The following is a 23,121-nucleotide window of genomic DNA, read 5'->3' on the forward strand; positions in this document are numbered from 1 at the left end:
AAGAAAAGAACAAGGCGCATGAAACATTTCATGCGCCTGTTGGACTTTAAATTGCAAATTGACTGATTTCTTCTGTCACGTTTTCAATGATTTTTTTACATTGATTAACAAGGGAAGCAGGGAAGTTTTCCCCCTCACCATATTCCACTCCGTGAGGATAATAATGCTTTCCTAAAAGTGGTGTCAGCAATTGAATCGTTGCCTTAAACGTGTCCACATCGCCTTCAGTCGCTAAGCCTTGAACGCGAAGATAGAAAATGCCTTCTTTTAGCTCGAATTTTCGGTCATATGTAACTCGGTCATAATCCCATTGACCGGCCCGGACTAAACCATATTCATGCATTACGTCATCTAAACGGTTTATGTCCGCTTTTAATTTCTCAATTCCAGTATTCTCGAACTTCATCCTAAATCCCTCCTAAAAACAGTTGCCATGCCCCTATGTTCCTAAATTGGTATTGAAGCAAAATATAATTCATTTTAATAATAGTTGAATTTGTAACAACTTGCAATGAATAGATTTGAGCGAATAAAACCGTTTGCATTGGTAAACCCTAAACTATTGAAAAGGGTATAAAAATACTTTTGGAGGAAATAATCATGGAAAAAATACGTGACATTATGACAGATGAGGTAGAATGTTGTACTTTATTAGATAATATTTTTGAGGTTGCTGTGAAAATGAAGGAGCTAAACGTTGGAGCGATACCAATTGTTGATAAGGAAAAAATAGTCGGCATGATAACAGATCGTGATATTGTTATAAGAGGGGTAGCTGAAAAACATCCTGGGTCTACAAAAGTAGAAGATATCATGAGTAAAGAATTGATATCAGTGAGTCCAGACGCTTCCTCAAGGGAAGCAGCAAAACTAATGGCTGATCATCAAATTCGCCGATTACCTGTAGTAGAAAATGAAAAATTAATAGGGATTGTATCTCTTGGAGATTTTGCCATTCGTGAGCTGACAGATGACCAGGCAAAAGAAGCCCTAAGTGAAATTTCAGAACAGAATTACAATGACGTACAGCATTAGAAATTTAGATTATTATTAATGACCATTTGAAACAGGTACATGATGTGCCTGTTTTATTTTTAATCAGGTAATAAATCGGAGATTATTGCTTATTACTCTTACTAAACAGGATATAAATGATATAATTGTTTAATCAAAACATATAATGATAGAAATTGTTATAGAGAGGGTGAGTGCGTCTGCGTACTCTAAGCAGAATCTTAATACTCTCAGTTGTTTTCCTAACAATTGGTTTTTACATTAGTATAAATGGAAAAAATGATGATAGTAAAGTACTGATTAAGGAAGATCATACGTCAGAGATGAAACAATCTACGCCACAGGATGCTGATAAAACAAATGGGAGTACATCACCATTGGAAAAGCCAAAGGAAGGTTTAGCTCTTTTAATCGGACAAGATGTTTCTAATCTCGAAAAAGAGTATGGAACACCGATAAGAATTGACGAATCGATGTATGGCTATCAATGGTATATTTATAATCAAAGCGACAGCCGTTACTTACAAGTAGGAGTTGAAAATAATCGGGTTGTCACTATTTTTGCATTAGGGGAAAGTTTAGATGTTGCCCCCTTTGAAATTGGCCAGCCTGTCGAAGAAATATTTAATACGCAATTCTTTGATACGAATATTAATCTTAAAGTAAATGGGAATACTTATCGTTTTGAATTGAATGATACGGATTTAAATCTTCGTCCAATGGTTCGAATGGGGGATATTTATGTCCAATTATATATAGATAAGTTTACTGGTAATCTTTCAAGTGTGCGTTTTCTCGATGCTGAAACCTTGGTTAAACAACGTCCATATGAACTGGTTTATCGCGGCCAGCTCATCACGCCACCTGCACTTGATGAAAATAAGATGGAATTAGTAGAACAAAGTACAGAACAAGAAATTTTTGATATTACTAATGCTTTAAGAATTAGGCACAAAGTAAAACCCTTGGTCTGGGATGAAAAAACTGCTGAGGTTGCCTTTGAACATAGCAGGGACATGGCTCAAAACAATGATTTTTCCCATACGTCAAAGAAATTTGGTGATTTGGCCAATCGCCTAAAAACAGCTCGAGTTGCCTATCAAAATGCCGGGGAAAATATTGCTGCAAACTACACTGATGGACCTGCAGTAGTAGAGGGCTGGCTTAATAGTAAGGGACATCGAGATTCATTATTAAATAAAGAATTCTCTCATCTTGGTGTGGGTGTCTATGAAAAATATTATACACAAAACTTTATCCGCAAAACAGCGGAATAAATTGAAAGAGGTGACAATGTCACCTCTTTTCAATTTCCCAGTAAGTAAATAAAAAATGGCTTTTTTCCCAACTGCCATATAAGCGAACGGTTTCTCCGACTGTAAATGTGTCTTTTTTTGCGTCTGAAGTAAGGGGAGTAGTCTTATACGCAAGGATCACCCTATTGGAGGATTGAAGTTTAATGCTCTGAACCAAGACATACCGGTCATAATAGAACCGCTGCTTCTCTTCGGTGCTTTCGATTATCTCGCCTGTTACGACTGATTCCTGACGAACGTCTCCAGCCTTAAGCCATTTTCTATTTTGCTCTTTTCTATCTTTCCTCGTTACCCAAAAAAAGTACAGACATATAATCGGGATCACTATGGCGGTAACCATCTCGATTAAACGCCTCCCCTATCCTTTTTTTATGATAAAAAAAGTGCCAGTGGCATAGGCTATTTTTTTTCCATCACTGCGGAAGGCCTCACCAGAAATGACCATTGTTTTCGTGCCTTTATGAATAACCTCAGCTTTGCAGCGAAGTGTTTCACCAATACCCGGTGCTATATAATGAATATTTAATTGATTTGTTACGGCACCATATCCTTCCGGCACCAGACGATTAACCAGAACCCCCATAGAAGTATCGAGAACCGTTGCGGTAATTCCTCCATGAACAATGTTTAGGTTATTATAAATAACCGGACTAATGGGAATCGTAATTTCATAGCATTCATTCTCAAAGCTTGTTTCCATATGCAAGATTCCATCAATATAAGTACGTCGATTACCTTTTATCTTATTTTGTACACCTTCAAGTAGATGCTTGATTACACCGAGGTCTTCCTCAGACCCATTTTGGAGAATGGATTCTAATAAATCTCGTAGTTCTTCCTTCATATTTTTACCTCTTTCATATCTTTATCTCTTGCCATCTTACCACTAAGAAGAAGATTAATAAATTAATTAACTGTGAAGGCATTTCACATTTCTTCTTTTCCTACATATTGTATTATTGGCGATTAATATGGGCAGAGGTGAGAATAAAATGACGCAAAAGAAATTGCATCCTTCCGTGCTCCAATTTAAAGAATTTGTAAAGAACAATCCGCACATTATTAAGGAAGTTCGGAGTGGAAAGGCGACTTGGCAGGAATTATATGAGGATTGGTATTTGTTAGGGGAAGAAGATACCCGCTGGCAGACGATGGGTGCTGAGAAGGAACCAGAATCTAAAACAGACCAAGAGTCTAAAAATGATTGGTTATCCAATATCATGGGAATGGTGAAAAAAATGGACCCAAATCAAATGCAAGGCCATATAAATAACTTAAGTCAAGCTTTAGGGGCGATCCAAGGCGTTATATCCCAATTTCAAGGTGGTAATGTAAACAACTCTGTTTCAGGATCATTAAAGCCGCAAGAAGGACCGAAGCATCCATTTGCTTTTCGAAAAGACTAAATGGAAGGGACCCATACACGATGCGTAGAGATGTACTAGATTATTTGGAACGTCAAAAGGATTTAAAACAATTCATACGAGAACAGCCGCTATGGTATAGAAAGCTTACAAGAAACCCTTATGATTTACAAGCACTCGAAGTTGCTTCGTTACACTATTATAAAAAGACAATCCCCGATCATGTAGAGAAATTTTCAAATAGTGTTCAAATGGCTTCGATGATGTATCATATGTTTCAGGCGATGAAAACGCAAAGTTAAAAAAAGACCACAGTGTTCAATTGTGGCCTTTTTTTATGCCTTCGCATTTATTAATAGGGGGGTCATAAAACTCGGAAGTTGGTTTCTGCTTAGGCCGTTAGGCTAATCAAAAGATGAATGGTAAATATCCCTTGGGTAGCAGGAATTTTCGCTTTCTTCTTGTATATATGTTAAAATATCCTTGGAGGTGGGCGAAAAGTGCTTGCTACTTTAGAAAGAATTGAACTATTAGAATACGCCGAAGATTTAGCCAAGATGGTCTTAACGTCTGATATAGCAGAACAATATCAGATTAGTTTATATAAAATGCAAAACAATAAAGAAACACAACGGAAAATCAATCGTTTTGCCAGCCTAAAAGAACTTTATGAGGAAGTTCAGCGGTTCGGTAAATACCATCCAGATTATAAAAGAGTGATGCTGCAAATTCGCGAGGCGAAACGGGAAATGGATTTGGACCCGCTTGTTGCAGATTTTAAGCTGGCTGAAAATGATTTGCAAACTCTCCTAGATGAGATTAGTAAATCCATTGGGGGAGCCGTATCAGAACATATTAAAGTGCCTAGTGGTAACCCATTTTTTGAAACGGGTCATAGCTGTGGCACGGGTGGAAGCTGCGGATGCAGTTAAGAAGGAATCAGCTTTTCGTTAAGCTGATTTTTTCATTCTTTTAAGCATATTATGATAATAAGAGCTAAAGTTTGAATTGAAAAAATACGTTTTGATGTGCTAGACTTATTTTAAATGATGGTTTTGCTGAAGGGGAATATACAATGTTTGTTCAAAGACAAGGATTAGTAGTTTGGCTGTACTCTTTAAAACAAGCCAAAATGCTTAGGCGTTTCGGTAACGTTCATTATGTCTCAAAAAAGTTAAAATATGTTGTCTTATATTGTAATCAGGATGAAGTAGAAGGGATTATGGATAAGTTAAATTCCTTTTCGTTTGTGAAAAAAGTAGAACCTTCCTATAAACCATTCTTGAGAATGGAATACGAGAATTCTGCCCCGGATAAAGCCAAGGAATATGATTACAAAATGGGAATTTAAAAGGTGAGGGATGGTCCCTCACCTTTTTGCTGTCTGAGCTCTGCCCTTACAATCTTTATTGCAAGGGCAAAATATAATGGTTTAATCGCAGAATCCCTATCAAATACTGATAAAATAATTCTTTTTCATTAAAGGTGACAGATGGTTTTACCGAAAGTTCGATGATTTGTTTTCCAAGCGATTCCGCTGTTTGGGAAAACAAATCAAATCTTTTATTTGGCAGACTGGCTGGATTTGGAATCCCTTCGCGACATATATATAGCGCTTGGAATTTTCCGGGGTCTGTTGGTTTTAAGATAACAACTAAGGAAGTCATATCTTTACCTTCAGTGTTTGTGTGCAGTGCCATCATATGCTGGAGGCGGTGTTGATTTGCTTTTGCAAGTTCAAGCAGCTCATAAATATCTGAATATCCTTCGCCTAGTTCAATAAAACGCTGTATCAATTTGACATTCTCCTTTAAGCTTGATTCATCCCTACTTTATCATTTAATGGCAGCCAAATAAAGAACAAAAGCGCAAGCGCCTTGGTTAGCCCCGACAAGCATAAGACGAGCCGGCTGAAAGGTTGCTCTTTAACCTTTTGGACGGATTGACCTAAATGTGGAGGCGACTGCCCTGGGACGAAGGCATAAGACGGCCCTCGCTAGAAGGCGCTTTTTGCCTTCTTCGAGGGATGGCTTATGACTCGAGTCCCAAGGAGCCGCAACTGGATAATCTTATGACCTCGAGGGGCTAGGCGCTGGAGCTGGACGTGTCTCCCTGTAAAACGTTATCCACAAGTAGTAAATCTTTAATTTCCTAGAACATAAAAAAAACCCTGCAGAATAATCCGCAGGGTCCTTCTATATCCTAAAGCAAAGGATAGAAGGCAAAGGGAGAGGAGAAACCGGAGGAAGAACTTATGGGGAAACGTAAGTCTTCTCCGCGGTTGGCAACAACATCCTCGAATTGATGTTGTTAATTACATTATCTCCACAACAGAAAAGCTTATACGTCATTTTAATAAATTTTCCAACTACAAAATAAAAAGAGATAAATAGGTGAAAAGATATTCGGAACAGATTGTCTTTTTTATAAATTATGATAGGATGTATTAAGAAAAATGATTTTCAAAAATGTGGTGATATGTCCATGAGAGTGGTTTCAGGTATATGTAAGGGAAGACCGCTAAAAGCAGTCCCTGGAAATACAACACGTCCGACGACAGATAAAGTTAAAGAAGCCTTGTTTAATATGATTGGGCCTTATTTTGATGGCGGGGCTGGTTTAGATTTATTTGCAGGCAGTGGCGGATTAGGCATTGAGGGACTTAGCAGAGGTTTAGAAAAGGTTATTTTTATAGATCGAGAGTCAAAGGCGATTCATGTTATCCAAGAAAATATAAAGGCCTGCAAATTTGAAGATCGATCAGAAGTTTATCGTAATGATGCTGACCGAGCATTAAAGGCCCTTATAAAAAGAGGAATTTCTTTTGATTACATATTTTTAGATCCGCCTTATAAAAAACAGCAGCTTGTCGGCCTGATGGAAAAAATGGACCAACAGGACTTAGTAAAACCAGATGGGGTTATTGTCTGCGAGCATAGCTTCGATGTGGAATTACCTCAAATAGTAGGGCGATTTAATCAGATAAAATATGAAAAGTATGGGATTATTGCTGTGACGATTTATTCGAATGGCAGTAAGGAGTAAGGAGGAGTCCAGTTGGCTAGAATTGCGGTATGTCCAGGAAGCTTTGACCCCATTACCTATGGTCACTTAGATATTATAAAGAGAAGTGCGAAGGTATTTGATATTGTATATGTGAGTGTGTTGAATAATTCCGCAAAAAGCCCTTTATTCACGGTTGAAGAGCGGATGGATCTGATTAAAACAGTTACAAAGGACCTACCAAATGTAAAAGTGGATGTTCATTCAGGCTTACTTGTTGATTACGCGAAGTCCGTAAATGCCAATGCCATTATTAGGGGCTTACGGGCTGTATCAGATTTTGAATATGAGATGCAAATTACCTCCATGAACAGGGTTTTGGATGAAGATATTGAAACCTTCTTTATCATGACCAACAGCCAATACTCTTTCTTAAGTTCAAGTATTGTAAAAGAAGTAGCTAAGTATGATGGCGACATTTCTTCATTAGTTCCACCGATCGTAGAGAAACAATTACATAAAAAGTTTGGAAGATAAAAAAGCGAAAGCCCCGTATTGTGGTGTGAACTAGGTGTGACCGTTTAGTTGTATAAGGAAAAGGAGCTGGGCCTATGCCTAGCTCTTTTTTAACCGTGTAAACAATAGTGCGGTATAAATTAAGAGTGAGAAAATAGTAATTAACGGACCAACCTCGATCATTTTATGATAAACATGATTTGCGATCGAACCATCTCCCAAAAAAACGACGGGTAAGGTATTGGAGGGTTGTTCGTTATGACTAAAACGGATGTAGAGTGGTTTCCATAATAGTAAGGCAAAAAGGGCTGCAAAAATCCCTTGGAGAATCCTGGCGATAAAAAAGGGCTTAAATCTAATATCTGTTTGAGCGAGGATGCTTGCAACTTGAGCTTGAATACTAAAGCCGCTAAACGCTAAGATAAAACTAGTAATGATGGCTTTTTGCAAAAGGGTTGCATCTTGAACATGACTTATTAATTGACTTCCCATTGTAATTTCAAATAGTCCCGAAATAAAGGGAATGCTCAGCATATCTGGGAATGACAGAGACGATAGCATCACTTCAACTGTTTTTGCCAGTATGGCTGTTATATGTAGTAAATAGAGTAATTTGTTAATCACAGAGAACAAAATGATAAAGCCGCCGATCATTAATAAGGTTTGAATCGATGAATTAACTGCATCACCTAAAAGTTTGCCGATCGGCCTATTATCTTTTATTCTCGTTTGATGGAGAACTGAGAGGGCGGTTCTAAATTTGAATTTTTTTCTTTCATCTGAAGTCTCAGGTGTCTCCTTTCCATAAAAACGCATGATAATTCCTACACATATATTTCCCAAGTAGTGTGCAGCTGCTAAGAGTAGTCCAATTTTGGGGTTATTAAAGAAGCCAACCGCAACAGCACTAAATATAAATAAGGGATTTGAGGAATTGGTAAAGGATACAAGCCTTTCTGCTTCTATTTGCGTTAAATGCCCTTCCTGACGTAACCGTGAAGAGAATTTTGCTCCTGCAGGCTGCCCAGAGGCCATCCCCATTGCCCATACAAAACCACCAACGCCCGGAACTTTAAATAAGGGTCTCATCAGAGGTTCTAACAATACTCCGATAAACTTTACAACCCCAAATCCAATCAACATTTCAGAGACAATAAAAAATGGCAAAAGGGAAGGAAAGACAATTTCCCACCACATAGTAAGGCCGCGAATGGATGCTTCGAATGACTCCCTTGGAAAGGAGATAAGCGATGCAGCTAAAATGGTAACAGAAACGGATAAAAAAACCGTTTTTAGTTTTGACAGAACCAATCAAGATCCCTCCTTCCAAACGATTGCTCAAATCGTGCAAATCAATAGTATCAATGCTAAAATAAAGATTAAACTTATGAGAAAATCGTTAACCCTTGTCCCCATATACATCAAATATACTCATAGAAAAGCAATTTAGACCATAAGATTGAACGAGTTTAGCTTTAATTCTACACTCTTTATGCAACAGTAATGGGAGGTCAGTTGTGATGGAGCACCCAAAAATTGGATTGGCACTTGGTTCGGGTGGTGCACGCGGGTTTGCTCATTTAGGTGTAATAATGGCATTGAAGGAAGCTGGAATTCCGATCCATTTAATTGCCGGAAGTAGTATGGGGGCACTTGTGGCCAGTTTTTATGGTGCTGGACTTGATTTCGATCGTTTGTATAAATTGTCCACTGCCTTTAAAAGAAAGTATTTCTTAGACTTTACAGTTCCTAAAATGGGTTTTATATCAGGGAAAAAGATCAAAGAGTTTATAAGGGTATTCACTCATGGGAAAAACATTGAGGAGCTTTCCCTTCCCATTGGGATTGTGGCAACAGATTTATTGACAGGTGAAAAAGTGGTTTTTCAAAATGGACCTGTTGCTGAAGCTGTAAGAGCAAGCATCTCCATCCCAGGAATATTTGTACCAGAAAAATATAATGGGAGAATTCTAGTCGATGGCGGTGTTGCCGATCGAGTCCCGATATCAGTCGCCAGAGAAATGGGGGCAGATATCGTGATAGCGGTAGATGTGTCAAGGGTAAAACGAAACGCTGAAATAACAACAATTTATGATGTCATCATGCAAAGTATTGACATCATGCAGACGGAAATTATCAGCCACAGGGAAACAACGGCAGATATCATGATCCGTCCCCCTGTTGAAATGTATAGCTCACGTGCCTTCACTAATACAGAAGAAATCATTACTATTGGCATGGAAGAAACTAAAAAACATATCAAACAGATTAAAACCGTCATCGAAAAGTGGAAGGAGTAACACGAGCAATGCGTAGGAAAATATACACAGGAACAATCATTTTGTTGGCACTTATCTTAATTGGCGGTATGTATTATTCATTGCCCTTTTATGTTTCAAAGCCAGGGATGGCCAAGGAGTTAGAACCAATCATTACCGTAGATGACGGCTATAAAGAAGAAGGAAGCTTTATGCTGACAACCGTAAGAATGGGAAGGGCCAATATTTATTCCTATTTAGAAGCAAAAATGAGGAAGTATGAGGAAATTTATCCACTGAATATGATTCTGACTGATAAGGAAACAGAGGACGAATACAACGCCAGACAGCTTCATATGATGGCAGGCTCGAAACTAAATGCGATCGAGGTAGCCTATCGAAAAGCTGGACTTCCAGTTAAATATAAATATAAAGGAATCTATGTGGTCCAAGTTGTTCCAGGAATGCCTGCAGAGGGAAAACTCCAAGCTGGGGACCGGATATTTAAAGTGGACGGAAATAGTTTCCCATCCTCTGAAAAGTTCATTGATTTTGTAAGCAAAAAACAAGCAGGCGATAAAATTACCTTAACATTTTTAAGAAATAAGAAAATAAATACTGTTTCGGTTAGTCTGCAGAGATTCAAAGAGGATCCAACCAAAATTGGAATTGGGATCTCACTTGTAGACGACAAATCCATTATTGTTGATCCTAAAGTTAAAGTAAGGACAGATGAAATTGGCGGCCCATCGGCAGGGTTAATGTTTTCTTTAGAAATTTATAACCAGTTAACAAGTGAGGATTTAACAAGTGGATACCAGATTGCCGGTACAGGGACGATTGATGAACAAGGAAATGTGGGGCCAATTGGTGGAATTGAACAAAAGATAGTCGCTGCCGATAAGGCGGGGGCTGAAATATTTTTAGCTCCTAACGAAAAAGGCTCTAAGACATCCAATTATCGAGATGCTTTGAAAACCGCTCGGGATATAAAAACAAAAATGAAAATTGTACCTGTAGATACATTTGACGAAGCCGTACAATATCTTGAAAAATTACCAAATAAAGAAAAAGGATGATGAGACCATCATCCTTTTTTTATCCATATCGGCTGCTGCGTAAATTCCTGATTCATTAATTCTTTTGTTGGATGTTTGGCAATACCAAGGGAATAAACGCGTGCAGCTTTTAGGTCAAGCAGAATTTCTTTCTCCTTATAAGAGGAAAGCTTCGAAACGAGGGGAAGGGAGAAGTCTTTTTTTCGCTTATTTAAATATTCTTTGCCTTTATTGGTCATGCCTAAAAGTCTTAAATAAGTGGCTTGATTTGAAGGACCTGCCATTTGCCCTTTTTTTGTATTTGTCAAAATATGGACACATGTTCGTTGCAGTCTAGTCCAAGTGTATCGTTTTGTTTTAATCCTTTCCATAAATTCATGAAAGCTGCCTGATGTTAAGGCTGCCGCTAATAATCTATGTTCCAGTCCCTCTTCCACTTCATAGATATCTCTTAATTCATCGGGACTGCTTGTAAGCAGACGGAATTTGAGATAATCCCAGTAATTTTCCCATTGATGAAAAGCTTGATATTTTTGTAAATAATCCAATAACAATTGGTTGGTTGGAGCAGGTACATATTGACTAATTGATTTCTGATCGCCCTCCTTCGAAAAGATCGCTTTACGGATGCTTGTTGCACTTGCGATTGTTTCAGAGGCAAAGTGCTCATCGTGATAATCCGCATTTTTTCTTGGTACGGTTAAAGGTTTAAGGGTACTTTGTTGGTTCCTGATCGCTTTTATGTATTCAATTCCCAAGATATTATTTGGCTTCGCTAAATCTAAATAGGAGTTGTAGTCGGATAATTGGTGATAGGCTAACGATACTGCTTTTGGATAACTTACTCCAGTAGCAATAAAACGGTGGATATTTTCTTCCAATTGCTGCTTTTGCTCATTCATGAAATCAATGGTCTGAGTGAAAGAGGAAAGTTCACCGCTCTCACTTCCAAAACAAACGGAATCACAGCCTGCTGCATCTAAAATAGATATGGCACCACTCGCAAAGATTTCAGCTTTTTGTACGGCAAACATGTAAGGAAGTTCAAAGACAATATCCACTCCGTTCAGCAGTGCCATCTTGGTGCGATACCATTTTGAAACAAGTGCAGGTTCACCTCTTTGCAGAAAATTACCGCTCATTACCGCGATTACAACTTCGGCGCCTGCCGCTTCCTTTGAAGCAGCTAAGTGGAAGGCATGTCCATTATGAAACGGATTGTACTCCACGATTAAACCAACAGCGTTCATATTATTCTCCTTACTAAAAGAAATTGACTCCACTTCCATTTAGGAGTTTATATTTTTTTTAACATTATAGCAAAATTTTAAGGAAACCAATCAAATAATATGATAAGATGTTCTAGATGTTTGTAAAGGACACATCTGGATACACTAGTAATGGAAATCTTTTTACCGTCAATTTATTTTTGCAGAAAAAATCACCATTCTAGGTGTAAAGAAAAAACATTGACAAAAATATTATCGAAGGCTATAATTACCTTTGTTGCCTTGGGGTGATTCAATTGAAATGGACATTAAATCAATTACAAAAATATCGAAACAAGGATTTTATCATTGATGAGATCATTCGTGTGGATGAGATTAAACAAGTTGATCCCACGATTCGGGAAGTTTCTCCGATGCATATCACTGGTCGGGGAGATATTGATTCAACGAAAGTGACGTTTCATTTAAAAATTGAAGGTCATTTAATTCTTCCTTGTTCTCGTACTTTAGTGGATGTAAAACTTCCGATTAATGTCGACACAACTGAAACTTTCCTCTTACAAGGATCAGTCTATGAAACTGAAGAGGAAACATATCAAGTTAAGGGTGACTTGATTGACGTTACGCCAATCATTAGAGAAATTCTTTTACTTGAGGTTCCAATGCAAGTGTTTTGTGAGGATGTCGATTCTGAAGAAGCTGCACCGCAATCCGGCAAGGATTGGGAAGTTGTTTCTGAAGAAGATCAATCCAAAAAGATTGATCCGCGACTAGCAGGACTTGCAAAGTTTTTTGACGAAAACAAATCTTCTTCCGAATCATAATCGGCAAAATCTAAGAAGCAAAGTGAAGAACCAGCATTTCTGGCCTTCATTACTTTCTTAATACTCTTTAAGGAGGTGGGAAGAATGGCTGTACCTTTTAGAAGAACTTCTAAAACTGCAAAAAGAAAACGTCGTACTCATTTTAAATTAAACGTACCTGGTATGGTAAGTTGCCCAAACTGTGGTGAAATGAAACTTGCACACCGCGTATGTAAAGCTTGCGGAACATACAAAGGAAAAGACGTTGTGAACGACTAATTTCCGTTATGATAAAAAGCACAAGGAGCTATATGCCCTTGTGCTTTTGTCGTTTATAATCAGCTATTCATACATTCACAAATGAAAAGCGTGAACTAGATACAAAGGGGGAGGGAAAAGACTTTGTCATACACGATTGTTAAATCAAAGAAGGGCTATTTGGTATTTACGATTACAAGAAGTGAAAAAAGAAATGCAATTAATTATGAAGTGATGAAAGGCCTGGCCGAGGCGATAAAAAGGGCGGAAGATTCGGAAATAAAGGCACTTATAATAACGGGGACGGGTGAGAATGCCTTTTGTTCAGGGGGAGATCTATCTGTTTTTCATTCCCTCCATACAAAGGAGGATGCATATCCTATGCTATCTAAAATGGCTGATATCCTATATAAACTCCTCACTTTACCCATTCCTACGATAGCCCTTTTGAACGGAATTGCTATTGGCGGTGGTTGCGAACTAGCAGCAGCTTGTGATTTTCGTTTGGCAAGGAAAGGAATAAAAGCAGGCTTTGTTCAAGGGAAACAAGCGATTACGACAGACTGGGGCGGGGGTTCCATCCTAGCGGAGAAAATGACTGGTCCTAGTGCGATGAAGCTTTTGATGGAAGCAGAGCTGCAAACAGCGGAACAATTAAAAGAGGCTGGATTTATTCATGCCATTTACGAGACCAGCCCGCTTCAAGCAGGTGAAGAATTTATTGAGAAAATACTAGGGACTGATTTGAAGGTCCTCCAATCCTATAAAAGAATCTGGGTTCGAAAGTGGGAAGAAACTAAACTTCAAGAAAGAATAGAGGAAGAAGTCCGTAATTGTTCAATCCTTTGGGAAAGTGATGCCCATTTTGAATATGTAAAGAAGTTTATAAGTAAAAAAACTGTGAATAAAGATTAAAAGACAACTTCTGATTAAGTCTATCTTTTCTAGTAGATGCATATGTATTATAAAAACACTAGGAGGGATGAACAAATGTCACCAACTCGACAAGATGCATGGTCCCAAGACGAGGATTTGTTACTTGCTGAAGTGGTTTTAAGGCATATCCGTGAAGGCGGAACACAGCTCCAGGCATTTGAGGAAGTTGGCAAACAATTAACACGTACCTCGGCAGCATGTGGGTTTCGTTGGAATTCATATGTAAGAAAGCAATATAAAACTGGAATCGAACTAGCAAAGAAACAACGCAAAGAATTAAAGAAACAAGATGTCGTGATTGAGGAGATGAATCAAACTGAGCTGGTGGCTGTAGAAACTATACAGTCTGCGTCTCCAGTGGAGCAAGTCAGCAAGGTTACGTTTCCTGCTGTCATTCATTTTTTAGAGAGTCTTCACAAGCAGGCAGAATCCTCTTCTGGTTTTGAAGAAGAGAGGAAAAAGTCGGTCGAAAAAATCAAAGAGTTAGAAAAGAAGACTTACTATTTAGCGGGCGAAAATGAAAGATTGTCAAAAAACCTAAAAGCCATTGAAGAGGATTATCGTTCTTTAATCGAGATCATGGAAAGAGCACGAAAAATGGTTGTCTTGCAGGATGAGGACCGCCAGCAAAAGGTGAAGTTTCAGATGGACAAAAATGGTAACCTTGAAAGGGTGGAAAAATAGGAAAAAGCGGACTTCACGTCCGCTTTTTCCTATTTTAAGGTTAGTTAATTATTTTTAATGATGCTGTGCTTCGACACCGTCTGGATACCAAACAAGCGGATTTTCGCCCCGGTCACGTTCCATTTCATATTCTACATTGGCGAAGCCCAATTTTTCAAAAAATCCACTAGATTGTACTCTTGGATTTGTCTTAATAGGCAGACCAAAGCTTTTAGCAAAATCCACTAAAGCTTTCCCAAATCCTTTTCCTTGATAGTCAGGTAATACTTCAAGTTTCCACAATTCTAAGTAATTTTGTGGTGGGGAGAAATAGCGGTCAAATTTTGCATCAATTTGGTATAAACTCATTCTTGCTACTAGTTTGTCCCCGAAATAGACTCCGTAAAAAGGGGATTCACTATTATTATCTATCATATTTGCTTCTAAATCTTCAAACATCGATAATTCCTGAAGACCGTATTCTTTAAATTTTTTAAACTCTTCCAACGTTTTAAAATTTATTCTTAATTTCTCCACTTTGTACACCATAGCCTGCCTCCTAAATGTTGATATCATGTTCTTGTATATAATTATATGCTCTTGAATACTATGAAGAGAATCAATATTTGCATTATTCAAAATCGATTACTATCATTATATAACAAATAGATAAAAAATTCTTCACATAAGTTACGAAAGCGTTTGCAAAATTTGCAGGAAATTTCTTGAATCGTGTAGAAACATTTATGGAAGGCGTTAAAAGGGAATGAAAGGGGAAGAAAAGTGCAAAAAATTTTAATTGCCAATCGCGGAGAAATTGCCCTTAGGATTATTAAAACCTGTCAGATGATGGGGATTGAAACGATTGCTATTTATTCCGAGGCTGATCAGGATATGCCTTTTGTAAAAGAAGCAACTAAGGCAATACGTGTGGGAGAAGCGCATGTTAGCAAGTCTTATTTGCGAGTTGATAAAATCTTGGAAATCGCCCGGGACGAAAAAGTGGATGCGATCCACCCTGGATATGGTTTTCTATCGGAAAACGCGGCTTTTGCAGAGCAAACCATCAAGGCTGGAATGATTTTTATTGGACCCGAGCCTAAAACAATTGAGTTAATGGGGGATAAAATTACTTCCCGTCAAACAATGGTGAACGCAGGTGTTCCGGTAGTACCGGGAAGCAGCCATGGATTAAAAACAATTGAAGAGGCATGCAGTCTAGCAGAGACCATTGGTTACCCGATTATGTTGAAGGCGAGTGGCGGCGGGGGAGGAATTGGCATGGTCCTCTGTGAAAATGAGCAAGCGCTCAATAAGTCATATGAATCTACCAAGAAGAGAGCGATGACTTATTTTGGTTCTGATGAAGTTTTTATCGAAAAATATATTACAGAAAGCAGACATATTGAAGTTCAAGTTTTCGGGGATCGGTTTGGTAATATTATTCACCTGTTTGAAAGGGATTGTTCCATTCAAAGAAGACATCAAAAGGTTGTGGAAGAATCACCGTCGCCCTTTTTATCTGAACAAGTAAAGCAAAAGATGTTTGACACAGCGATTAAAGCCGCTCGTGCCGTTAACTATACAAACGCAGGAACAGTAGAGTTTATTGTTGATCAAGAAGAAAACTTTTATTTCCTTGAAATGAACACACGCTTACAGGTCGAGCACCCGGTAACGGAAAAGATCACAGGGCTTGATTTGGTGAAGTGGCAAATCTTAGTTGCTCGCGGTGAAAAGCTTCCGTTGCAGCAAACTGAAATTTCATCGCAAGGTCATGCAGTTGAATTTCGTCTGTATGCGGAAGATCCTGTCCGGTTTTTACCTTCTCCTGGAAAAATCACCACTCTTCAATGGGATGTAGGAGAAGGGGGCAGGATTGATTCCGGTTATATTGAAGGCGGAACAGTAACTCCTTTTTATGACCCGTTGATTGCCAAGTGCATTTTTTATGGGGAATCGCGGCAAAAAGCATTAGCTGCTGCCAAACGTTTTTTTAAAGACATAAAAATTGAGGGCATTAAAACAAATGTGCCGCTTTTTTTAACGATCCTAGACTCTGACTCTTTCCAAAAGGGAGAGTATACCACCAATTTCTTAAATAAAAATTATGTGAAATAAGGGGAGAATTCAAAATGAAGGAAATCACAGCATCAATGGCGGGGACTGTCCTAAACATTTTCGTTGCAGCGGGGGCTCAAGTAAATCCTGGGCAAGAAGTTGTCATGTTGGAATCTATGAAAATGGAGATCCCAATTGAAAGCGGCACAGAGGGAGTTGTCCGAGAGGTAAAGGTAAACAGCGGGGATTTTGTAAATGAAGGGGATGTCTTACTGGTACTAGAATAGCATGTTTAGAAAAGGGGGAGCACGGGTGACGACAATTAATACCTTAGTTGATCAATTAAACGATAATCGTAAAAGGATCGAATCCGGCGGCCAGCCTAAATATCATGAAAAGGCTAAGGAGCAGCAGAAACTTTTCGTACGTGAGCGGTTATCTCGATTATTTGATGAGGGTAAATATGAAGAGGATGGTAAATTTGCTAATTTCCAAGCCGGTGACCTGCCTGCTGATGGTGTGGTAACAGCAATTGGTAAAATTAATGGTCAGACGGTCTGTGTGATGGCAAATGACTCGACCATAAAAGCAGGTTCGTGGGGAGCACGGACAGTAGAAAAAATCATCCGAATCCAAGAAACAGCTGAAAAATTAAAAGTTCCGTTATTTTATCTGGTTGATTCAGCAGGGGCAAGAATCACTGATCAAGTAGAGATGTTTCCAAACCGGCGCGGTGCTGGAAAAATCTTTTATAATCAAGTAAAACTTTCCGGTATGATTCCACAGGTATGTATTTTATTTGGCCCTTCTGCAGCTGGTGGAGCCTACATCCCAGCCTTTTGCGATATCGTCATCATGGTTGACCAAAATGCTTCTATGTATTTAGGTTCGCCAAGGATGGCTGAGAAGGTTATCGGGGAAAAAGTGACACTCGAGGAAATGGGCGGTGCCCGGATGCATTGTACGGTCTCGGGCTGTGGCGATATACTCACCTATAGTGAGGAAGAAGCCATTGACTCTGCAAAAAAATACCTCAGCTTTTTTCCGGCAAGCTTTAAAGAAGTGACGAAAAAGATTGCGGGAATCCAAGCAAAACAAGGCCGAGATTTAGAAACGATTATTCCGGAAAACCAAAATGCACCATTTGATATGCTGGAATGTATTGAGCAATTAGTAGACAACGGAAGTTTTTATGAAATCAAGAAGCTATTCGCACCGGAAATTATTACTGGTTTAGCTCGCATCGATGGCAGGGCCGTAGGGATTATCGCCAATCAGCCAAAGGTAAAAGGAGGCGTGCTATTTGTAGATTCTGCAGATAAAGCAGCAAAATTCATCCAGCTCTGCGATGCCTTTCATATCCCATTATTGTTTTTAGCGGATGTTCCTGGCTTTATGATTGGGACAAAAGTGGAACGGGCCGGGATTATCCGTCATGGCGCTAAGTTAATTGCCGCAATGAGTTCGGCCACCGTACCCAAAATTTCCGTTATTGTGAGAAAAGCATACGGTGCAGGGCTTTATGCCATGGCAGGTCCCGCTTTTGAGCCTGACTGCTGCATTGCCTTACCTACTGCCCAAATTGCGGTTATGGGTCCTGAAGCGGCTGTAAACGCTGTTTACTCTAATAAAATCAATGAAATTGCCGATCCAAAAGAAAGAATCGCTTTTGTCCAAGAAAAGCATAAAGAGTATAAAGAGCAAATTGACATTTATAAATTAGCTTCTGAGTTAATTGTCGATGAAATTGTTGCGCCTTCCGAACTAAGAGAGGTCCTTATTCAGCGGTTTGCTTACTACGAAACGAAAGAGCTTACCTTTAGTGTCAGGAAACATCCAGTCTATCCTGTATAAAAGATGGAACCTTTTCGACAGATATTCGAAAAGGTTTTTTTGTATCTACTAACAAATGGCATCATCTGATAGAATATTAGCAAGCAGGATTACAATGCAGATTTTAAAAAAGGGGTAAACATCCATGAGGGTTGGGATTATTGGAGCGGGATCGATTGGATTATTGTTTGCTGCCTACCTTAGCCGAGTATTTGATGTAACTGTATATACAAGGTCACAGGAACAAGCAAACGAAATAAATTTACATGGAATCTCATTGCTTAACAGGATGGACAGAACAGTGGCCGAGGTTAAAGCAGTGCCGATAACGGACTGGCAGGGGTCAGAAGAGTTAACGATTATAGCGGTAAAACAATATCAGCTATTTTCAATTATAGAGAGATTAAAACAAACACCGACAATGCCTGCAAACCTTTTATTTTTACAGAATGGGATGGGGCATTTAAAACTGCTTAACGATCTTAAGGGAACGAATTTGTATGTTGGTTCAGTGGAACATGGAGCTCTTCGAGAGAATCTTTATACTGTTCGGCACAATGGTGCAGGTACGACTAATGTAGCTGTTTTTAAGGGGGATTCTGAGTTCTTGCAATGGTTGACGGGTGTCGTTGCTAAAGTGTTTCCGATGACTTATCAAGATGAATATTTTGCCATGCTGGAAAAAAAGTTAATTGCCAATGCCATGATTAATCCATTGACTGCGATCCTTCAAGTGGAAAATGGGGTACTAGTTAATAATCCATTTTATTATAAGATATTACAAAATCTATTCTGTGAAATAACTGCCATATTAAATCTTCAGTATCCGGAAGAATATTGGGGACAAGTGATTAAAATTTGTCAACAAACAGCGGATAATCGTTCGTCTATGTTAAAAGATATAGAAGCTAACCGACAAACAGAGGTAGACGCCATTTTAGGTTATTTACTTGAAGAAGCTGGCCGCAAAGGGATAACATCTCCTCAACTAGAAACGCTTTACTATCTTATTAAAGGAAAAGAAAGCCAAGGGGAGAGGTAGCATGAGCACCATTTTTTCGTCTATTCTAACCACATTCTTTGCGATACCGGTTTTAGGGACCATTCTTGTCTATACTGTAATAAAGCTATTATTAAAATCTACAAAAAAAGCACTGCATAAGGCTCTTGATTATACAACTATTTTGTATATTATTTCCGTTCATTTTTTAATTGTCACTCTTTGGGGAAAATCGTTTTTTTGGTTAATAATACTAGTAATGCTTTTAATCGCAATGGTGTTTGTTTTCGTTCATTGGAAGGTTAAGGAGGAAATCATCGTCAAACGAGTATGGAAAGGTTTTTGGCGTTTTAATTTTATCTTATTTTTTTTCGCCTATTTTGTCCTTACCTTTTATGGGTTAGTATCCCGAGCCATCACCTTTAGTTTTTCATCCTAAATTAGAGCAAAAGTTTTCTTTAATTAGGGATGATAATGGTATACTCGTTTAAGAATGAATCATGGTAACAGAAAGGAAGTACATGGATGGAGATTTTAAATCTCTCTTTGCCGGCAACGAATCGATTTGCATCGAATTATTTGGAACAATCTATGGAAATCCAGCCTTTTTTTCATTATCGCTATAATGACGTCCAAGAAGATATGAAAAGAATGCTTGAGTTAAACGATAGACCATTTCCACGCATCGAGGTTGCTCAGCATATTGAGAGCTTTATGGAGAGTTTTCCCTCTTCAGAAGCTGTGAAGAAATCAATTAATAAACTTAAACAACCTGATAGTCTTGTCGTAATTGGCGGTCAGCAGGCTGGAATCCTAACAGGACCCCTCTATTCTATACATAAAGTAATTTCTATTATAAAGCTGGCAGAACAAAAAGAAAGACAGCTTGGTGTTCCGGTTATTCCTGTTTTCTGGATTGCAGGAGAGGATCATGATTTTCAGGAAGTTAATCATGTGTATGTCCAAACAGAGCAGAAGGCAGATAAATGGGTGTATCCTGAAAAGGTGCTTCAAAAGAAAATGGTATCAGATATTGTGTTGGATAAAGACATTTGTCTGTCCTGGGTTCAGAACTTAATAAAAAATTTTGGTGAAACCGAATACACCAATGGGCTGTTAGCTTTTGCGGAAAAGCAAATAGTAAAATCAGCTAATTTTGTTGATTTCTTTGCCAACCTTATTATGGAACTGTTTAAGGATTATGGGCTGCTTATCGTTGACTCTGGTAACAAGGATTTTCGCCAGTTACAAAAGGGTTTTTTCGAGCAGCAGATTAACCATCACGACGTGATCACCTTCTCTTTGTTAGAGCTGCAAAAGCAAATAGAAAAGAAAGGCTTTCCAAATGCGATTGATGCATCTGAGAAAGCGGCCAATCTCTTCTATTATCATCAACGGTTAAATGAGAGGATTCTGCTGGAGTTTGATCGTGAGAACGATTGCTTTGTGGGTAAAAGTGGGGCAATTTCCTTTTCAAAAGAGGAATTACTGTCATTAGCCAATGAAAATCCTGCTGTTTTAAGCAACAATGTGGTAACACGTCCCTTGATGCAAGAATGGCTTTTCCCGACCATTGCCTTTATTGCTGGTCCGGGTGAAATCGCTTATTGGGCGGAATTAAAACTTGTGTTTGAGCATTTTCATATTAAAATGCCGCCGATTGTCCCACGTTTAAATATCACCTTCTTAGATCGATCAACAGAAACCGATTTAGCCGAATTAAATCTAAGTCTGAGTGACGTGTTAAGCAATGGTACTAAGAAGGAAAGAGAAAGGTTTTTAGAAGCCATTAAAGACCAAGAACTTGAACAGTTATTTACAAGTACAACGGATCAGTTAGTAAAGCAGTACAAACTAATTGAGGCGAAAACGGAGCAGTTAGATCGTGGTCTTTTGCCAATGCTCAAGAAAAATGAACATTATTTGTTAAAAGAAATTGGTTTTATGCAATCGAAACTTGAAGAATCCGTAAAGCAAAGACACGATACGATCTTAAAAAAATATGCTCGTGTGGATCTTGCTTTACGGCCAGATGGTTCCCCCCAAGAGCGGGTTTGGAATATCTTTTATTATTTAAACCAATATGGTCCACACTTTATAGCAGATATTATGACTGGCAGCTACGAATTCGATGGCAGGCATAAGGTCATAAAACTATAGATTAAAACTCCACCTTTAGCGGTGGAGTTTTTCTTTTTTTTTCTAAAAAATCAAGGCTAAAAAAGGATTTTTTTAAAAGTGGGGCGAATAGTTAAAAAATAGGTGGTGGAAAGTGGGGGATTGTGGTACATTTTTAATAGAAAGTGGGGGTAATGGGTATGTTCATGGGTGAGTACCATCACAGCATTGATACAAAAGGCCGTTTAATTGTGCCCTCCAAATTCCGTGATGAACTTGGTGACATGTTTATCATCACGCGGGGATTGGATCAATGTTTGTTTGGTTACCCAGTTTCTGAGTGGGGGCTGATTGAAGAAAAATTAAAAGGCCTGCCGCTTACAAAAAAAGATGCCCGTGCTTTTACTAGATTCTTCTTTTCCGGAGCGACAGAAAGTGAACTGGATAAACAAGGAAGAATTAATATCCCTGCACCACTATTGCAATACGCTAAATTAGAGAAAGAATGTGTTATTTTGGGTGTTTCCAATCGAATTGAGATCTGGAGCAAGCAGATTTGGGAGGATTATTTTACACAATCTGAAGAATCTTTTGCTGAAATAGCAGAAAATATGATTGGCTTTGATATATAATGGGAAAAGTTATATTAATATATTACTCATATATATCGTTCGATTGGAAAAGGAAGGTACGTAAATGTTTGAACATACAACTGTGTTATTAAATGAAGCTGTTGACGGATTAAATATTAAGTCAGATGGCATCTATGTAGATTGTACGCTGGGAGGGGCGGGTCACAGCTCTCTCATTCTTTCACGGCTAGGCGCAGGTGGAAGACTCTATGCATTTGATCAAGATGAAATAGCGATTGCTAATGCGAAAGAGAAATTAGCGGAATACGGTGATCAATTAGTTATTATTAAAAGTAATTTCTTAAACTTAAAAGAAGAGCTTGAAAACCGTGGCATTGAAAAGGTAGATGGAGTTTTATATGACTTGGGAGTTTCTTCACCGCAGCTCGATACACCGGAGCGGGGGTTTAGTTACCACCATGATGCCCCGTTGGATATGAGAATGGATAATGAAGCTGATATCTCCGCATACAACGTGATTAATCATTGGTCATATGAAGACCTCGTTCGGATCTTTTTTCGTTATGGGGAAGAGAAATTTTCTAAACAAATCGCCCGGAAAATTGAAAGTGCCAGAGCGATTAAGCCAGTTGAGACCACTGGAGAGCTGGTGGAGTTAATTAAGGACGCCATTCCTGCACCTGCAAGACGAAAGGGCGGACATCCTGCCAAACGAGTTTTTCAAGCAGTCAGAATCGCTGTTAATGATGAACTGGCTGTATTTGAACAGTCTCTCAATCAAGCCATTGACTTATTAAATCCTGAGGGGAGAATAAGTGTGATTACCTTCCATTCCCTTGAGGATCGAATTTGTAAGGCAGCCTTTAAAAAGGCAAGTGAGACACCCCCATTACCACATGGTCTACCCATCATTCCAGATGAGTATAAACCTATTTTAAAATTAGTTTCGCGTAAACCGATTCTCCCATCTGAAGCAGAATTGGAGCAAAACAACCGGGCACGTTCAGCAAAACTTCGGATTGCTGAAAAATTATAAAAACTTATATGCGCACGTTTTCGTGCGCTAAAGCTGACATTTTTGGAGAAAACGAAGATTAG

Annotated in this window: 29 protein-coding genes; 22 read left to right on the forward strand and 7 right to left on the reverse strand. The window is 38.6% G+C overall.

Features of this window, described 5'->3' with window-relative positions:
* Window positions 1-46 precede the first annotated feature (46 nt).
* A complete protein-coding gene (locus tag L1999_RS08055) occupies window positions 47-406 on the reverse strand; it encodes a YugN family protein (protein ID WP_235743071.1) in 360 nt (119 codons plus the stop codon).
* 194 nt (window positions 407-600) lie between these two features.
* Between L1999_RS08055 and L1999_RS08060 the strand changes: the two genes are divergently transcribed.
* Window positions 601-1,035: a CBS domain-containing protein gene (locus L1999_RS08060; RefSeq protein WP_235743072.1), complete on the forward strand. Its 435-nt coding sequence runs from the start codon at window positions 601-603 to the stop codon at window positions 1,033-1,035.
* 173 nt (window positions 1,036-1,208) lie between these two features.
* Window positions 1,209-2,291 carry a CAP domain-containing protein gene (locus L1999_RS08065; RefSeq protein WP_235743073.1) on the forward strand — a complete coding sequence of 361 codons (1,083 nt, stop codon included), beginning with the start codon at window positions 1,209-1,211 and terminating at the stop codon, window positions 2,289-2,291.
* A 19-nt stretch (window positions 2,292-2,310) separates the two neighbouring features.
* Here the strand turns inward: L1999_RS08065 and L1999_RS08070 are convergent, their stop codons facing one another.
* Complete coding sequence (locus L1999_RS08070; RefSeq protein WP_235743074.1) at window positions 2,311-2,670, reverse strand: hypothetical protein; 360 nt, start codon at window positions 2,668-2,670, stop codon at window positions 2,311-2,313.
* A gap of 18 nt (window positions 2,671-2,688) precedes the next feature.
* Window positions 2,689-3,174, reverse strand: a complete 486-nt coding sequence (locus L1999_RS08075; protein ID WP_235743075.1) for a PaaI family thioesterase — start codon at window positions 3,172-3,174, stop codon at window positions 2,689-2,691.
* 148 nt (window positions 3,175-3,322) lie between these two features.
* On the opposite strand from L1999_RS08075, the gene L1999_RS08080 reads away from it, so the two are divergent.
* From L1999_RS08080 to L1999_RS08095, 4 genes are all read left to right on the forward strand, one after another.
* Window positions 3,323-3,736 carry a YlbD family protein gene (locus tag L1999_RS08080; protein WP_235743076.1) on the forward strand — a complete coding sequence of 138 codons (414 nt, stop codon included), beginning with the start codon at window positions 3,323-3,325 and terminating at the stop codon, window positions 3,734-3,736.
* A gap of 20 nt (window positions 3,737-3,756) precedes the next feature.
* The gene (locus tag L1999_RS08085; protein WP_235743077.1) at window positions 3,757-3,996 is read left to right on the forward strand and encodes a YlbE-like family protein; all 240 of its coding nucleotides are present in this window, start codon (window positions 3,757-3,759) and stop codon (window positions 3,994-3,996) included.
* 198 nt (window positions 3,997-4,194) lie between these two features.
* The gene (locus tag L1999_RS08090) at window positions 4,195-4,626 is read left to right on the forward strand and encodes a YlbF/YmcA family competence regulator (RefSeq protein WP_215040677.1); all 432 of its coding nucleotides are present in this window, start codon (window positions 4,195-4,197) and stop codon (window positions 4,624-4,626) included.
* A gap of 143 nt (window positions 4,627-4,769) precedes the next feature.
* Window positions 4,770-5,045, forward strand: coding sequence for a YlbG family protein (locus L1999_RS08095; RefSeq protein WP_235743078.1), 276 nt, complete (start codon window positions 4,770-4,772; stop codon window positions 5,043-5,045).
* 55 nt (window positions 5,046-5,100) lie between these two features.
* Here the strand turns inward: L1999_RS08095 and L1999_RS08100 are convergent, their stop codons facing one another.
* A complete protein-coding gene (locus L1999_RS08100; protein WP_235743079.1) occupies window positions 5,101-5,490 on the reverse strand; it encodes a DUF7147 family protein in 390 nt (129 codons plus the stop codon).
* A gap of 688 nt (window positions 5,491-6,178) precedes the next feature.
* On the opposite strand from L1999_RS08100, the gene rsmD reads away from it, so the two are divergent.
* Both rsmD and coaD read left to right on the forward strand, forming a co-directional pair.
* Window positions 6,179-6,739: a 16S rRNA (guanine(966)-N(2))-methyltransferase RsmD gene (gene rsmD, locus L1999_RS08105; protein ID WP_235743080.1), complete on the forward strand. Its 561-nt coding sequence runs from the start codon at window positions 6,179-6,181 to the stop codon at window positions 6,737-6,739.
* A 12-nt stretch (window positions 6,740-6,751) separates the two neighbouring features.
* Window positions 6,752-7,234: a pantetheine-phosphate adenylyltransferase gene (coaD, locus tag L1999_RS08110; protein WP_235743081.1), complete on the forward strand. Its 483-nt coding sequence runs from the start codon at window positions 6,752-6,754 to the stop codon at window positions 7,232-7,234.
* Window positions 7,235-7,312: 78 nt separating this feature from the next.
* Here the strand turns inward: coaD and ylbJ are convergent, their stop codons facing one another.
* Window positions 7,313-8,524: a sporulation integral membrane protein YlbJ gene (gene ylbJ / locus L1999_RS08115; RefSeq protein WP_235743082.1), complete on the reverse strand. Its 1,212-nt coding sequence runs from the start codon at window positions 8,522-8,524 to the stop codon at window positions 7,313-7,315.
* A 209-nt stretch (window positions 8,525-8,733) separates the two neighbouring features.
* Here ylbJ and L1999_RS08120 point away from each other — a divergent pair, with 209 nt between their 5' ends.
* Both L1999_RS08120 and L1999_RS08125 read left to right on the forward strand, forming a co-directional pair.
* A complete protein-coding gene (locus L1999_RS08120) occupies window positions 8,734-9,513 on the forward strand; it encodes a patatin-like phospholipase family protein (RefSeq protein WP_235743083.1) in 780 nt (259 codons plus the stop codon).
* A gap of 8 nt (window positions 9,514-9,521) precedes the next feature.
* A complete protein-coding gene (locus L1999_RS08125) occupies window positions 9,522-10,550 on the forward strand; it encodes a SepM family pheromone-processing serine protease (protein ID WP_235743084.1) in 1,029 nt (342 codons plus the stop codon).
* 8 nt (window positions 10,551-10,558) lie between these two features.
* Here L1999_RS08125 and L1999_RS08130 read toward each other — a convergent pair whose 3' ends face one another.
* Window positions 10,559-11,779, reverse strand: coding sequence for a nucleotidyltransferase (locus tag L1999_RS08130; protein ID WP_235743085.1), 1,221 nt, complete (start codon window positions 11,777-11,779; stop codon window positions 10,559-10,561).
* Between the two features lie 275 nt (window positions 11,780-12,054).
* Between L1999_RS08130 and L1999_RS08135 the strand changes: the two genes are divergently transcribed.
* The 4 genes from L1999_RS08135 to L1999_RS08150 all read left to right on the forward strand — a co-directional run bounded on the left by L1999_RS08135 (window position 12,055) and on the right by L1999_RS08150 (window position 14,439).
* On the forward strand, window positions 12,055-12,582 hold the full coding sequence (locus tag L1999_RS08135) for a YceD family protein (RefSeq protein WP_235743086.1): 528 nt from the start codon (window positions 12,055-12,057) through the stop codon (window positions 12,580-12,582).
* 84 nt (window positions 12,583-12,666) lie between these two features.
* A complete protein-coding gene (gene rpmF, locus L1999_RS08140; protein WP_024029176.1) occupies window positions 12,667-12,840 on the forward strand; it encodes a 50S ribosomal protein L32 in 174 nt (57 codons plus the stop codon).
* 123 nt (window positions 12,841-12,963) lie between these two features.
* Window positions 12,964-13,734: an enoyl-CoA hydratase/isomerase family protein gene (locus L1999_RS08145; RefSeq protein ID WP_235743087.1), complete on the forward strand. Its 771-nt coding sequence runs from the start codon at window positions 12,964-12,966 to the stop codon at window positions 13,732-13,734.
* Window positions 13,735-13,809: 75 nt separating this feature from the next.
* Complete coding sequence (locus L1999_RS08150; protein WP_235743088.1) at window positions 13,810-14,439, forward strand: RsfA family transcriptional regulator; 630 nt, start codon at window positions 13,810-13,812, stop codon at window positions 14,437-14,439.
* Between the two features lie 54 nt (window positions 14,440-14,493).
* On the opposite strand, the gene L1999_RS08155 is transcribed toward L1999_RS08150, so the two are convergent.
* The gene (locus L1999_RS08155) at window positions 14,494-14,967 is read right to left on the reverse strand and encodes an N-acetyltransferase (RefSeq protein ID WP_235743089.1); all 474 of its coding nucleotides are present in this window, start codon (window positions 14,965-14,967) and stop codon (window positions 14,494-14,496) included.
* A 234-nt stretch (window positions 14,968-15,201) separates the two neighbouring features.
* Between L1999_RS08155 and L1999_RS08160 the strand changes: the two genes are divergently transcribed.
* The 8 genes from L1999_RS08160 to rsmH all read left to right on the forward strand — a co-directional run bounded on the left by L1999_RS08160 (window position 15,202) and on the right by rsmH (window position 23,059).
* Entirely contained in the window at window positions 15,202-16,539 is a 1,338-nt protein-coding gene (locus L1999_RS08160; RefSeq protein WP_235743090.1) for an acetyl-CoA carboxylase biotin carboxylase subunit, read from the forward strand.
* Between the two features lie 14 nt (window positions 16,540-16,553).
* On the forward strand, window positions 16,554-16,766 hold the full coding sequence (locus L1999_RS08165; protein WP_235743091.1) for an acetyl-CoA carboxylase biotin carboxyl carrier protein subunit: 213 nt from the start codon (window positions 16,554-16,556) through the stop codon (window positions 16,764-16,766).
* Between the two features lie 25 nt (window positions 16,767-16,791).
* Complete coding sequence (locus tag L1999_RS08170; RefSeq protein WP_235743092.1) at window positions 16,792-18,333, forward strand: acyl-CoA carboxylase subunit beta; 1,542 nt, start codon at window positions 16,792-16,794, stop codon at window positions 18,331-18,333.
* A gap of 124 nt (window positions 18,334-18,457) precedes the next feature.
* Window positions 18,458-19,354 (forward strand): 2-dehydropantoate 2-reductase, encoded by an 897-nt coding sequence (locus L1999_RS08175; protein WP_235743093.1) that lies wholly within the window; start codon window positions 18,458-18,460, stop codon window positions 19,352-19,354.
* A gap of 1 nt (window position 19,355) precedes the next feature.
* A complete protein-coding gene (locus L1999_RS08180; protein ID WP_235743094.1) occupies window positions 19,356-19,751 on the forward strand; it encodes a DUF3397 domain-containing protein in 396 nt (131 codons plus the stop codon).
* 86 nt (window positions 19,752-19,837) lie between these two features.
* Window positions 19,838-21,472: a bacillithiol biosynthesis cysteine-adding enzyme BshC gene (gene bshC, locus L1999_RS08185; protein ID WP_235743095.1), complete on the forward strand. Its 1,635-nt coding sequence runs from the start codon at window positions 19,838-19,840 to the stop codon at window positions 21,470-21,472.
* 158 nt (window positions 21,473-21,630) lie between these two features.
* Entirely contained in the window at window positions 21,631-22,062 is a 432-nt protein-coding gene (mraZ, locus tag L1999_RS08190; RefSeq protein WP_215040695.1) for a division/cell wall cluster transcriptional repressor MraZ, read from the forward strand.
* A 64-nt stretch (window positions 22,063-22,126) separates the two neighbouring features.
* Window positions 22,127-23,059 (forward strand): 16S rRNA (cytosine(1402)-N(4))-methyltransferase RsmH, encoded by a 933-nt coding sequence (gene rsmH, locus L1999_RS08195; protein ID WP_235743096.1) that lies wholly within the window; start codon window positions 22,127-22,129, stop codon window positions 23,057-23,059.
* Window positions 23,060-23,121 lie beyond the last annotated feature (62 nt).

Origin of the sequence: Neobacillus drentensis (assembly GCF_021560175.1) — a bacterium.
In the GTDB taxonomy this organism is placed as follows: Bacteria; Bacillota; Bacilli; order Bacillales; family Cytobacillaceae; genus Neobacillus; species Neobacillus drentensis_A.